At 48.6% G+C, this 13,741-nt stretch carries 7 protein-coding genes, 1 tRNA gene and 3 pseudogenes; 3 read left to right on the forward strand and 8 right to left on the reverse strand.

Translation table 11 applies throughout. The features are described 5' to 3' along the window. Positions 1-54 precede the first annotated feature (54 nt). A pseudogene (locus tag ACN28Q_RS15485) lies at positions 55-1,082 on the reverse strand (IS481 family transposase). 113 nt (positions 1,083-1,195) lie between these two features. Beyond that, a pseudogene (locus ACN28Q_RS15490) lies at positions 1,196-1,516 on the reverse strand (integrase core domain-containing protein); the annotation flags it as partial. Positions 1,517-1,736: 220 nt separating this feature from the next. Here ACN28Q_RS15490 and ACN28Q_RS15495 point away from each other — a divergent pair. Then, positions 1,737-2,486 carry a hypothetical protein gene (locus ACN28Q_RS15495; RefSeq protein WP_095847160.1) on the forward strand — a complete coding sequence of 250 codons (750 nt, stop codon included), beginning with the start codon at positions 1,737-1,739 and terminating at the stop codon, positions 2,484-2,486. A 125-nt stretch (positions 2,487-2,611) separates the two neighbouring features. On the opposite strand, the gene ACN28Q_RS15500 is transcribed toward ACN28Q_RS15495, so the two are convergent. Genes ACN28Q_RS15500 through ACN28Q_RS15515 form a run of 4 tightly spaced genes read right to left on the reverse strand, consistent with a single transcriptional unit; the run spans position 2,612 to position 9,961 of the window. Beyond that, the gene (locus ACN28Q_RS15500) at positions 2,612-5,740 is read right to left on the reverse strand and encodes a DEAD/DEAH box helicase (protein WP_095847161.1); all 3,129 of its coding nucleotides are present in this window, start codon (positions 5,738-5,740) and stop codon (positions 2,612-2,614) included. Further along, positions 5,737-7,062, reverse strand: coding sequence for an EH signature domain-containing protein (locus ACN28Q_RS15505; protein WP_095847162.1), 1,326 nt, complete (start codon positions 7,060-7,062; stop codon positions 5,737-5,739). Before ACN28Q_RS15505 ends, ACN28Q_RS15500 begins: the two co-directional genes overlap by 4 nt. Next, the gene (locus ACN28Q_RS15510) at positions 7,059-7,928 is read right to left on the reverse strand and encodes an OmpA family protein (protein WP_095847163.1); all 870 of its coding nucleotides are present in this window, start codon (positions 7,926-7,928) and stop codon (positions 7,059-7,061) included. The genes ACN28Q_RS15505 and ACN28Q_RS15510 overlap by 4 nt, the downstream gene beginning before the upstream one ends. Beyond that, positions 7,925-9,961 carry a hypothetical protein gene (locus tag ACN28Q_RS15515; RefSeq protein WP_095847164.1) on the reverse strand — a complete coding sequence of 679 codons (2,037 nt, stop codon included), beginning with the start codon at positions 9,959-9,961 and terminating at the stop codon, positions 7,925-7,927. Before ACN28Q_RS15515 ends, ACN28Q_RS15510 begins: the two co-directional genes overlap by 4 nt. A 371-nt stretch (positions 9,962-10,332) precedes the next feature. Between ACN28Q_RS15515 and ACN28Q_RS15520 the strand changes: the two are divergent. Continuing rightward, positions 10,333-10,505 (forward strand): annotated as a pseudogene (locus tag ACN28Q_RS15520) (type I restriction-modification system subunit M N-terminal domain-containing protein); the annotation flags it as partial. Between the two features lie 344 nt (positions 10,506-10,849). Here the strand turns inward: ACN28Q_RS15520 and ACN28Q_RS15525 are convergent. Further along, positions 10,850-10,925: transfer RNA gene (locus ACN28Q_RS15525), tRNA-Ile, on the reverse strand. 268 nt (positions 10,926-11,193) lie between these two features. Between ACN28Q_RS15525 and mug the strand changes: the two genes are divergently transcribed. Then, complete coding sequence (mug, locus tag ACN28Q_RS15530) at positions 11,194-11,697, forward strand: G/U mismatch-specific DNA glycosylase (RefSeq protein ID WP_095847165.1); 504 nt, start codon at positions 11,194-11,196, stop codon at positions 11,695-11,697. Positions 11,698-11,787: 90 nt separating this feature from the next. On the opposite strand, the gene rpoD is transcribed toward mug, so the two are convergent. Next, positions 11,788-13,626, reverse strand: coding sequence for an RNA polymerase sigma factor RpoD (rpoD, locus tag ACN28Q_RS15535; protein WP_095847166.1), 1,839 nt, complete (start codon positions 13,624-13,626; stop codon positions 11,788-11,790). Positions 13,627-13,741 lie beyond the last annotated feature (115 nt).

Below are 13,741 nucleotides of genomic sequence, written 5' to 3' on the forward strand. Positions count from 1 at the left end.
TTAGCTCAGACCTGATCTGACAGTTACCGGTTATTTATACAGGTATCTGTCAGATTACATCTGGCTTAAATTTTTCTCGGCCCAGATGCGCTTTCCATCAAGTAATGTTTCCATTGGCGTCCGCCCACAGCACATTTTCCCCTGATGAGTTCGCTCATTATTATAGTGAGCCAGCCATTCATCAAGATCCGATTGTAATGTATCAAGATCGCCATATAACTTTTTGCGGAACGTCACCTGATAAAACTCGTTCAGTATCGTTTTATGGAACCGCTCGCAGATGCCGTTGGTCTGTGGTGACATCGCCTTAGTTTTTGTGTGTCCGATGTCATTTATCGCCAGATAAAGCTGATAATCATGGTGGTCCACTTTGCCGCAATATTCTGTACCTTTGTCTGTCAGTATTCTCAGCATCGGCAGGCCCTGAGACTCATAAAATGGCAGTACACGATCATTCAGCAAATCAGCCGCTGTAATCGACGCTTTGGTGACGTAAAGCTTGCAGTGAGCCACCTTCGAGTACGTATCAACGAACGTCTGTTGATAGATACGCCCGACGCTTTTCAGGTTGCCCACGTAGAACGTGTCCTGTGAACCCAGATAACCCGGATGAGCGGTTTCAATCTCACCACAGGCTTCATCATCACTGGCTTTACGTTCCAGCGCTGCGATCTGGCTGTCAGTCAGTTCAATGCCGTCACGGGCCACTTTTTCTTCCAGCGCTTTCAGGCGTTTTTTGAAGTTCTCAAGGTTATGACGTAACCAAACCTACCGGAGATAAAAACGCCCTGTTTGCGCAGCTCGTTACTGGTCCGGTGCTGGCCGTGAGCCGGGAACTCAACGGCATAATCAACAACAGCCCGCTCAGTGGCATCATCGATACGGTTCTTAAGGTTTGGTGCGCGACGACTCCGGTTTATCAGCGCATCCACGCCATCTTCATCGGCCAGTTCGCGGTAACGATAAAATGTATCACGTGAAACGCCCATGATTTTACAGGCTTTCGATACGTTGCTGAGTTCTTCCGCCAGATTGAGCAAACCGGCGTTGTGTTTGATAACGGGATTGGTAGTATGAAGCATGAGAGTTACCTCGTGTTTTGTATAAGGATTCGGCACCCATATCAAAACCGGTAACTCTCAACCTTTCAAGGCCATATGTCAGATCAAGTCGCGACTAATACAAATAAGTAGAATCAGGCCATGCGCTGAAGATGCTGCATCGGTGTGTAGCCATTCAACGCCATATTGGGTCGTTCGTGATTATAAAACCATTGCCACCCGGTGGCATAGTTTTGTAATTTATCCAGTGATGTAAACAGATGCTGCCCCAGCCAGTCATAACGCACTGTCCGGTTATATCGCTCAATGTAAGCATTCTGCTGAGGTTTACCTTTCCACTCAATGAGTTGTTCGAAAGTCCTCACTACGCGATTTGCAGGCAAAGAAAAATCCACCTCGATGGCCAGTGCCTCACGATTGAAGTCATCAATAACATTCAGTAATGGCCATGATCTGGCTATCGGTAAAACGTGATTTTTTCATAGAAATCTCCCCGGTTCAGATTACGAGACAACTCTACTTATAGACACACCGGTTTTCCGGGGAGATTACCATTGATTTGAAAACAAGGTGGACGCTAGATCAAGGACAGAACATTATCTATACTCAAAAGCTTGCCATATCATCGATAGTGTAATAATAAGGTGTTTTTGCATCCATGGATAAGGTGATGCTATGCTGGAAAATATTTTTAATTTTGAGTCTATTATATCGATTGTGTTCGGTTCGCTTGTAAGTTTCAAAGCGTTAAATGTGAAGGGTGTTATCAATAACCAAAGCCCTACAATTAATGGTGATTGGAACTCTGTTACGTATAACAATTACATGGCAACCACTCAAAAGAACTTTAAATACCTTTGGAATGTCCTTTTTTTCATCGTGTTCCTCTTATTGCCTGTTTGGGGTGTTAGCTTTGGCATGGTTTTATACTCATTCTCATTTTTGTCATTGTTGTTTTTCCTTGTCGGGGTGGCGATAACAGTTCGTAATTATGGTGGTGGGCGTGTATTGGATGTTTTTTATATAGTGCTAACTTTGCTGATAAGCGTTTTGGCTTCTTACACTGTAGTTAATATGGATAATTTTTGGGTTTATTATCAAGGTTATTACGGACGATTGTTTAGTGCGATTACCTCGTTCACACTTTCATTATCCTACATTGAATATTTAACTGGGCTTCTTAACATGCTCATAGTGTCATTTGGTTTTGTGATGGTTTTTGTTTCGTTAATGTATTCGACATTTGCATATATAAAAGAAAGGGATTTTGATGAGGTCGTCAAGTTTTCTTGCTATCATTTTACTGTTGCAGTAATCGGGTATGTTTTGGCATCAAATACTCTTTGGGCATTAAAAAATAACCAGCTTCCATATGTTTTATATGTTTTTCATGCCCCGGTAAGTTTCTTCACATCATTTTTTTGAGTAGGTCGGTTGTGCCTACCCCTTTCCGTTGTCGCCGCCCTCTCCGGGCGGCATCTTTGCCGCATGAACAATCAATCCGGCATTCTGCGCCTGCAAGGTGGACTCTAAATCAAGGACAGATCAAGCTAGCTTATGCGATAAGAGCCATCTTCCATTCTTGTTCCATCAGCCTCTGCATCTCTTTCAAACATCATTCGGATACTCATACCCAAAATATCTCCGTTAGCTTCAGACTTATCTTTTCTTAAAGCGGCTTGTAACTGTGAGATGTCACTGGCACTGTCACCCATCGGCCAGAGCGCAGCTCGCGCTAATCTTCGTTTGCGTGACATAAGCCCCTGGAGTAAGCAGTCGAAAGAGTGCTCCTGGTATCCAGCATGTATGGCCATTGGCATATGAATTTGGACTGGGTGCTGTTGGCCGATGCGATGCATGCGATCATTACATTGCTCTTCAACAGCAGGGTTCCACCAGCGAGACAGGTGAATGACATGTGTTGCGGCAGTCAACGTTAAACCCGTTCCTGCTGCTTTAGGGCCGAGCACCAGCAAGTCAAAACCACCATCTTGCTTAAGATGGCGCTGGAATCGGCGCACAATGGCTTGACGCTGCTGAATGGGCGTATCGCCGTTAATATGATCAATATGCTCAAGGCCGAATTCCTGGCGAGCCAGTTCCATAAATCGGAACTGCATCTTACGGTGTTCGATGAAAACCAGAGCACGCTCACCTTTTGCTTTGATACGATGCAGAATCTCAAAACATGCATTCAGACGAGCAGATGCATCGATAAAACTCTGATTGTCACCGCTCATTTCCATAGCTGGATGTACTGAAACGCCACGTATATGCTGCAGCATTTTAAGTGCTGCGCCGGGCCCACCCTGAGAGAGTTTTAACCGAGCTGTTTCGTAGGCAATAGCTTGCCCTTCAGGCATCAGGCGCGGATGGAGAAAGCGTGTTTTTGCAGGCAGCTCTTTCGCAACATCTTCTTTTAAACGGCGGAACGCTAAAGGCGGTAGCTGATTGCGAGGTTCAAAGACTTGCTGATACAGCTGAAGCATATTCCGCTCATCAGGTTCGCTATACAGTTTATTGAAATTACGCAATGTATCCAAAGAACCGGGGGCCAATTGGTCCATTACCGCCCATAGATCGGTCGTGGTATTTTCAATCGGTGTGCCTGTCAGGCCAATTCGATAGTCAGCATTGACGGCGCGCGCGGCGCGAGATCGTAGCGAGTCAGGATTTTTGACTACCTGTATTTCATCAAACACCACGGCCGAGAAATGGATCTTCGCAAAGGAGTGTTGGTAATTGGTGAGCGTTGTATAGGTTGTTAATATCCAGAAGCGATGGCCTTTTCCTTCATTGATTGCTTTATGCAACTGCTCAAAATTTAGCAGGGTATTGCCATCTTTAGTTTCAATACCTTTAGCATCGAAATTCTTATATTGGCTTAATGATGAACCATATAGGCGAAGCAAATGACCGAGCCCTTCACTATCTGTATGCTGCGTGACCTCTGCGTTCCAGTTTTCCAGCAATGATGTGGGGGCAACAATAAGTATCGGCCCACGATCTTTATTGCTGGCAGTGCTGACGAGGTTGTTCTCTTTTAACCAGCGCAGAAATGCAATGGTTTGTAGTGTTTTACCCAATCCTTGTTCATCTGCGTTCAAAATGCCGGGCATGCCTGATTTCCATGATAAAATTTGCAGGCTAAAGCTCTCTAATTGATGCGGTCGTAATGCAGTGCTAACGCCAGAGGGTAGTTGTTCATCAATAAACACGGGGCGTTCTATACGGTCAGGCTGCCAGGATAATTCTTCAAAGTTGTCTTTGGTATCCAAAATAACCGTAGTGGGAGATAGCTCATCAACTGCAGGAGCGTCTTCTTTTTCGGTTGTTTCCGCAGTGTCTTCCATCTCTTTAAGACCAGACAAACGCTTTTCAAGCGCGCGCAATGTGTCTTCTGTGGCTTTAATCGGATGAGAAGCGACCTCAACTTCCACCTGTAATGCATCTATGGCATCACGCATTTGCTTGCAGACGCCTGCCAGCGCCTGACTATCCATCGCATCAATAATTTTGGCCAGGGCATCAGGGATTATCTCAGGCAACCAAATCGTTTCTCCAGTCATGGGCGCGGAAACAGCGCCTTTGCGGTAATGTAAAATACCTTTAACGCGTTCGGAATATTCGACGGTTTCGATAAATGCTGGACCGGCTGCAGCTTCAATCGCTTCTTCTTCGCCAACATCGTCGAGCCCTTCCAGCTTACCTGACTGTCTCAGAGACTTTTCTACAGCATCGGTAATTGCTGGTCGCGGGTTTTCGATAAAAGCACGCCGTTCTTCAGGTGAAGACTTTTGCTTCTGTACCATGACGTCAAGTATGGGGCGAGCACTTCGGTCAATGACCAGATAATTGCCTTCGCCAACACGATAAGCGGAAAGCGCGCCTTGAGTTCTGACTCGCTGCTGGAAACGACGTAGCGTTTGTTCACTTAATTCACCTGCAGTTTCGCTGACAGCTTCTCCGTTGTTTTCAAGTTCCTCCACGTTTTTGGCAGAGAAAGGGACGATTTCGAAATCGTCAGTGCCATTTGAGCTGGTGGAAATAGAAAAACGATCGGCGATACGGACTTCTAAACCTTGCATGAAGTCGGTCATCGAGACACGAACAGCATTGATCTCATTGCCCATATGGACACCAGGATCGAGAGCTTGTCGGAAGCGCGCCAGCGATTCCCAGTCCGATACTTCTCCGCCGCCTGGTGTAAAGTTTTCGGCAACTTCAACAGCCTCCATCATCCACAATGGCAACCGGCGTAGCCCTTGGGATGTGGCTAAAATTGATCCGGCTCGGTGTGGTATTTGGCGAACACCGTTGCGTAGCCATTCATGCTGTAGACGAAAGGTATCGCTTCCGAGTGAGCCTTCAATATCAGTTTTCAATGTCAGATCGACGAGAGGCGGTAGACCCAAAGTTTGCGCCGTTTCGGCGTCCAGTCGGCCTGCCAGATGATGACTCATTACGATAACGTCATCACTGATGTGTAAGGACTCTTCAAATTCTTCTGCCAGCGCTTTCAGATCGGCAATGGCGAAAGCTAAGGCGCGATCGTTATGCGTTAGGCCAGACAAAGTCGCGGGCTGCTGTCTTTTAAACAGGCGATTAATGAAGCTCTGTTTTTCTTCAGTAATATTGAGGGTAATCGCTTCTGCATTATGATTGAAGGTAAATGTCATGACAGATACTCAATTTGCTCACGCACTTTATCCTGCCAACTGCTAAGATGCGGAATGGCAACAGGATTTGGCAGGTTTCGAATCTGTTCACAGTCATAGGATAATTTAAACAGTTCTGGTGCTTTTTTATTATCACCACTAAAAATGTGTACTTTATAATTATGCGAACCTTCAATCACAATGCATCTCCCGATTTTCAGAATGAGCAGCGACGTATTTTTTCTGCCACCAGCGACCTGACGTCCAAATGTCAACGTGGCACCTTCCCGCATAGTTCTTTTTATCGATCTGGCTCGCATATCCGCTTCTGCACTAAAAGCAACCCATGCCGAATCAATCTTGCCCTGATGGTATAAATTGAGCCAAAACTTGCGTCGAGGCTCCCACATATGACTATCTTCAACGTCAGAGACCACATCCAAAAAGAACAGAATGTTCTCGCGTGTCAGCCAACTGATGATTAGGTTCCGGCAGTGTTCATCCACACTGCCCCATACGCCACCACGACTCAGCCGCGGGTCTTCGTAAAAGGCTACCAGCGTTTCGGTCAGATAGCGTGAAAGTTCTTCATCGGGCTGTTTATGCAGCCAGTGTGACAACAGCGCGTTGATAGCTTCAGCGGCACCATTCATTAACGCACCACTTCGGCCATCCGGTTTTAACCAAGCAAACAGTTTCTCAATGGCTGGTCTTTCATGTAATTCAGGTGCAAGCAACGCTATATAAGCCAAGTGGGTGTGTGACATTAGACCCGGATCGTGCGGGCGTGTTATGCCAAACTGTTTGAGCTCTTTCCATGGTGAATCCATAGTTATCATCTTTTCGGCCAGCGCTTGATGCGCCTGGTTAGCGTCAAAGAATTCAGGTAATTGCTCGAGAATCTCTTTCCACTTATCGCTCATGTATACACTGGCGATATCAAGACAGTTTTTAATTTTTGTTGTGTGCGTTGAACCCGGTTCGTAACTGCGAATATAGGCCGAAATCATTGCGGAAATAAAGGACGATGAATCCGTAACAATGGTTTCCCGCAGATAAAACTCCTGCAGCGCAGCAAAGTCATCCTGAGTTCTGAACTCTTTATCAAAAACAATCGGTGCGCCAGAGCAGATGAAGGACATTTTTACTTCATCCCATTGCCAACTCTCTACGTAGCTAAGCAGCTTGCGTAATACCTTTTCACGATCGCGCTCGGCAATTTCCCTAACGACATCAGGCCAGCGCGCGTGAATAGCCTGAACCTTGGCTGACAAGCCTTTTGAAATCGGTAATGCAGGCTTGAATAGAGATAGGGGGTTAAGAAAAACATCGCTCAATTTCATGGCGTACTCTTCTTCAAAGGCTCGATCAGACGTTTGCGAATGCCTTCAATTTCCGCTGCATTCACGGGGGTATGCATAATGATACGTAGATCGATACGGCGGTTCATCGCCATATTCTGCGGCGTATCATTGGGCTTAACCGGGCGCATTTTGCCGTAGCCTGCCACGGAGAGTACTGGCTGATTGCGCATATTGTAATGTGCAACCAAATCCGGTGCTGCGGAGAGCATGCTGATGAAAGTTGTGATGGCGCGATTAGTTGAAAGGTTCAGGTTATAAACATCTTCACCTTTGGCATCAGTATGCCCCTCAATCTGCACCGCTTCAATAATGGCAAATGAAGGGTTACAGCTTTTGTTCCAAGCGATATTTTGGCTGAAGGTATAGCAGGGCAAGAGCGAATCGAGGGTTTTCGCCAGTGTTTCGACAATTTTTCGTTTGTCGTCACTCAATGTGTAGCTATTACTGGTAAACAAGCCCTCGCCTTGAAAACGCAGCGTGCCTTCCTCGGGAATCACGTCGACAGGTAATTCAGGAAATGATCGCTTAAGATTATTGCGCAACTGATAAAGTAAATTGAGGCGGGCAGCTGCCGCCTGTGACATATATTGCTCCAGCGGATCAACTTGCTTTAATAATGCAATTTCGGTGCGCAAATCTTCGATGGTTTTATCCCGCGTTTGCACTGCCTGTTCGTACTCGTCACGCGGAACTGTATTTTTATCGTTGTAGCGGCTAGCAAAGAAAGCGAGCAGCACCATGACAATAAACAGGAAACTGACTGTCATATCTGTCATTGAGACAAAAACGGATTCTCCTTCTTCTTCCTCTTCATTGGAATGCTTACGGCTGGCGCTGGCTCTCATGACATTCGCCCTTGTTTCGGTGCGAAGTTCTCAGCCTGGTCGACAATACTCTGCATCGTATCTAACGCAGGCATCAGCTCAGCCTGCATGGTTTTAACATGATCGAAGAGCGTTTCTACCGATGTGGCAACTTGCTGTTGATAGATATCGAATGCCTTGCCCAGCTTTTCGTCAATGCCATCCAGTCGTTCACCCTGACCGCGTAACGCCGTAATCAAAGCTTGAAGATTGGTCAGCGTGGATTCAACAGCGCGATGTTGACCGCCCAGCGTTTCTTGCGCAGCTGATAGCGTCATTGCAGATTGTTCGGCATTGGTTTTAGCCGCATTGGCAATGGCTGAAAGGCTATTTTCACTGCTCTCACGCAATTGGCGCGTGCTGACCTCGATTCGCTCCATCATCGCCCGAATAGGGTCAGCAGCATTTGCCAGAGACTGAGCAGATGTGCGGAAGCTGCCCGATGCATTTTCAGAGGCGGCGGCACCTTCTTTAATCCCTTCAGAAGCGCGGCGCAGTGCGGTGCTGGTTTCTGTGAGCATGCCAATCATGCCCTCCAGTTTTTCCGCAATGGTGGAAAGAGGGGAAAGGAGTTCACTACTGGCTTCCTGTGTCATCGCCTGAGTTGCTTTCGTTATCTCTCCCGCAGCATTGCTGAATGCGCCCAGCACATGAGTAGCAGCCTGTCCAATGGCGTCGCTGGCCTGTGACGCTGATTCAGACATGCGAGCCTGCGCCGCTTCGGCACCTTGTTTTGCGGCAGTTTCCAGTTCGGTACGAATACCTAATGCGGCGGCTTTCATATCGGCGGCTGCTTCGCCCATGGCACGCGCACCATCGCTGGTATTGTCTCTGATGCCTTGTAAGGTCGAATTCATGGTGGTCAGCAGGTTTTCGGCACCCTGATTAAAGACTGATGTAGCCGTATCTGCTGTTTGCTGCATGCCATCACGCAGCGTTTCCACCGCCTGGCCCAAACGCCCAATCGCGCTTTCCATCTCGCTACCCATTTTCCCGGAGCTTTGATCCATGCGCTCCGCCAGCAGTTTAATTTGGTCACCAGCCAGCGAAATACGCTCACTGGCTTGCGCTAAAGCATGACCGACATCTTCAGAAAAACGTGAGGAAAGGTTTTGGACCATCTCGCCTACGCCATCATTACCCAAACGGCTGACCTGTTCGATGACTGGCGTAATAGCCGAGCTGATCGATTCCGATATCGCTCTTGGCAGATCTTCGCGCAGTGGGCGACCAATCTCTGCCACCATCTCCAGTCCAAGCTTGCGGAAATGTTCGCGACTTTCAATAGTCGCTTTAAGCTGGCGACTGGATAAATCTTCCAGACTGATAAATGTCAGGCGCTTCTCAATCAAACTGTTGAGGCTGTGAACTGCTTTTTCCAATCGTGAGGTTCCGCGTCGCAGTGACACGGTAAAGACGATGGAGCAGCACAGGCCAGTCAGGGACATGATGAACTTTGCGGATGCAATGGTAAGCAAACCCTCTAATGCTGTACTGCCGCCATCGTTCAGCGAGGTGCTCATCGAATTGAGTGCAGAAATCAGGCCCAGGAAGGTCAGAGACAGGCCTACAGTTACAAATAGTCCCGGAACGATGCGCCAGAAACCTTGCGTGAAGTGCAAATCATCTAGATTGAAAAACTGACTGGGGCGAACAGCATTGCGTACCACTAAGGTGCCGTCCTGATCGTCGATCACATGGGTTTCTCGATACTCTTTCCATGCCTCGGCCACATTTTGCTGTTCTTCGGTCACGTTTAAGCCAGCGATATCGGCATCGACGTCGGTAACTTGCGGGCTAAATTCATTTTCAGGAGTTTTGGCAATAATGGTATGGATGCTGCTAAGTGCAGTACGGCGGCGTTTAACCAGCTTTTGCCAACGTACAACTGCAAAACAAAGCGTGGCGACTAGCAGAATAGTCACGTAGCCCGGAGCTGCATCGTTTTTCAAAAGCGAAGCTATATACAAAATTCCGTTACGAACAAGCACGCCGGGAAGCAGCAGTGAATCCATATTTACACCATAACTAACGAGAAGGAGGGGAGATTTTTCTTTTGAGATTACTCTAATGGATTTTACTGATCTTATCTATCATCACGCATTGGTGACATAATCAGTTTTATCTGAATTAATTAACTTATAAAAAATCATTACATTAAGTTTTTCTGGTGTTATCAAAGAGTGATGAGGTTGAAAAAATATTAGTTTTTCTGCGTTTTACCCGTGTTTAAGCGGTGTATCTTAATACATTTGTTTCTTGTCCTCACACTCACGCGTTGTATGATTTTGACCATCGTATTTTTTTGCATATGGCGTTTGCTGTTTCGACTGGGTTGTCGAACGCAAACGGTGGATCACTCATTCAACGCATTCGCTGAACTATTTTGTCTGACAACAATTCCTCGCAAACCGCTGCCTTTATCTGGTCGGTAGCTGACCTGCTTCGTGATGACTTCAAACCATCTCAGTATGGCCGAGTGATCCTGCCTTTCAAGTCGCTGCTGCGTCGTCTGGTGTCGTGCTAGCGCCCACAAAAGATGCAGTGGTAGTGAAGCATTAACGATGGATATATCGAACAATGACCCGTTTTCCGATCGATACAATTATAGGGGATTCCGGTAGAGCAAGGAGCGTAGTAACAAAACCATGTGCGAGATCTTGTCATGAAGCTGACTGTTTAACGGATTTTATGTACAGGCTAATTTGTTTAAGGCCGACAAACTCAGCTTCTTTGCCTCGCCGCTAACTAACTTTCTTGTCGATATCTGTCAAACAGGTTTATGTGCTCAATTTCCTGATAGCAGGGATGATGCAGCATGTGGATGCATCACCCACTACATCACCTGTAATGCCAGAAAACAAAAAGGACTCAGCCAGTTTCCTGTCTAAGCCCTTGATATTTGGTGGCCCCTGCTGGGTTTGAACCAGCGACCAAGCGATTATGAGTCGCCTGCTCTAACCACTGAGCTAAGGGGCCGTGCGGGCGTGATTATACGGTAATCTTTTGGTACAGGTCTACAGTAGCGCTATCGGATGTTGCTTTTATGAGCATTTCTAGCTTGTTGTAATTGCAGGCTGATTTTGCGATAACCACGATATACCCTTCATACTTCAAGTTGCAGGTGTGTTGGCTTTCCTCGCTCACCCCAGTCACTTACTCCAGTAAGCTCCTGGGGATTCGCTGCGTTGCCGCCTGCCTGCAACTCGAATTATTTTGGGTATAAATCGTATCAATGGGAAGAATAATGATTACCGATATTCTGGCGAACAACCTGCGCGTGGTGTTTTGCGGCATTAACCCCGGCCTTTCTACGGCACACCACGGTTACCACTTTGCTAATGCTAATAATCGGTTCTGGAAGGTGATTCACCTGGCCGGTTTTACCGAGCGGCAGCTGGCGCCGGAAGAGGAAATGCACCTGTTGGACACCGGCTGCGGCATTACTATGCTGGTGGAACGCCCGACGGTGGAAGCCAGTGAACTGGCGCGCAACGAGCTGCGTACCGGCGGCGAGGCGCTAAAGGCCAAGATGTTGCAGTATCAGCCGCAGGCGTTGGCAGTGTTGGGCAAACAGGCGTTCAGCAGTGCCTTTGGCGTCCGTCAGGTGCCCTGGGGGCGCCAGGCGCTGACGATAGGCAAAACCGAGGTCTGGGTATTGCCGAACCCCAGCGGGCTTAACCGCGCCACGCTGGAGCAGCTTAGCGAAAGTTATCGCCAACTGGCCACCGCGCTGGAAAGCCGGCAATAAAGCATCGCCGGGAGTGATTGGGGGCAGGGCGGCCGCCATAAAAAACCCCGGCGTGCGGTGCAGGCCGGGGTTTTCGTGCGTTAAACGCGTTTAGTCATCCAGGAAGCTGCGAAGCACTTCCGAACGGCTTGGGTGGCGCAGTTTACGCAGCGCTTTGGCTTCGATCTGGCGAATACGTTCACGGGTAACGTCGAACTGTTTACCGACTTCTTCCAACGTATGGTCGGTGTTCATATCGATACCGAAACGCATGCGCAGCACTTTCGCTTCACGCGCGGTCAGGCCGGCCAGCACATCGTGCGTTGCCGAGCGCAGGCTTTCAGAGGTTGCGGAATCCAGCGGCAACTCGAGGGTGGTGTCCTCGATGAAATCGCCCAGATGTGAATCTTCGTCATCACCAATTGGCGTTTCCATCGAAATTGGCTCTTTGGCGATCTTCAGCACCTTGCGGATTTTGTCTTCCGGCATCAGCATACGTTCAGCCAGCTCTTCCGGCGTCGGTTCGCGGCCCATTTCCTGCAGCATCTGGCGCGAAATACGGTTGAGCTTGTTGATGGTCTCAATCATATGCACCGGAATACGGATGGTGCGCGCCTGGTCGGCGATGGAGCGGGTGATCGCCTGGCGGATCCACCAAGTCGCATAGGTGGAGAACTTGTAGCCACGGCGATATTCGAACTTGTCGACCGCTTTCATCAGGCCGATGTTGCCTTCCTGAATCAGATCCAGGAACTGCAGGCCGCGGTTGGTGTATTTCTTGGCGATCGAAATAACCAGACGCAGGTTAGCCTCAACCATTTCTTTCTTCGCCCGGCGCGCTTTCGCTTCGCCAATGGACATACGGCGGTTGATGTCTTTTACCTGCTCGATGGTCAGGCCGGTTTCTTCTTCGATCTGGCGCAGTTTCTGCAGGCTGCGCTGAACGTCTTCTTCAACGTCTTTCAGCTTTTCAGACCACGGTTTGGCCATCGCCAGCGCCGCTTCGAACCAGGCGTCGCTGGTTTCGTTGCTGGCGAACAGATTGACGAAGTTTTTCTTCGGCATTTTGCACTGTTCAACGCACATCTTCATGATGATGCGTTCCTGGGTACGCACGCGATCCATCATGGTACGCATGCTGTTGACCAGGAAGTCGAACTGTTTTGGCACCAGGCGGAACTGTTTGAACACTTCCGACAGTTTCAGAATTTCTTCTGCGGAGCTGGCGTGGCTGCGGCCGTTTTTCTTGATGACCAGGCGAGTCGCTTCGTACTGATCGCGCAGTTCGGCGAACTTCTGGCGCGCCAGTTCCGGATCGATGCTGTTATCGTCGTCAGCATCGTCGTCGTCGTCTTCCTCTTCTTCGTCGTCATCTTGATCTTCGGTCGCCAGTTCCGAACCGATATGGGTGGCGGTGGGGGCGATGTCCTCTTCCGCGTTAGGATCGACGAAGCCGGTGATCAGATCGGACAGGCGCGATTCACCTGCTTCAACGCGATCATACTGCTCCAGCAGATAGGTGATGGCTTCCGGGTATTCGGCGACGGAGCACTGCACCTGATTGATACCGTCTTCGATACGTTTAGCGATGTCGATTTCGCCTTCGCGCGTCAGTAGCTCAACGGTACCCATTTCACGCATGTACATGCGCACCGGGTCGGTAGTACGGCCGATCTCGGATTCAACGCTGGAAAGCACCTGGGCGGCCGCTTCTACCGCATCTTCATCGGTATCGGTGGTGTTCTCGGCCAGCATCAAATCATCGGCGTCCGGTGCTTCTTCCATCACCTGGATGCCCATGTCGTTGATCATCTGGATGATGTCTTCGATCTGGTCGGAGTCGACGATATCTTCCGGCAGATGGTCATTGACCTCAGCATAGGTCAGATAGCCTTGCTCCTTACCACGGGTGACAAGTAGCTTAAGCTGTGACTGCGGGTTTTGCTCCATAAGACGGTATCCACACTTCAGAGTATTTGGGTTGGTGTCGGTCGGCGAAACCGCCAACAATAGCATTTGGGGCGTTTTTGTTATAGCCGCGGCCCACCCTAGCGGCATTTTGTGG

This window comes from Gibbsiella quercinecans, from assembly GCF_002291425.1.
GTDB lineage: Bacteria > Pseudomonadota > Gammaproteobacteria > Enterobacterales > Enterobacteriaceae > Gibbsiella > Gibbsiella quercinecans.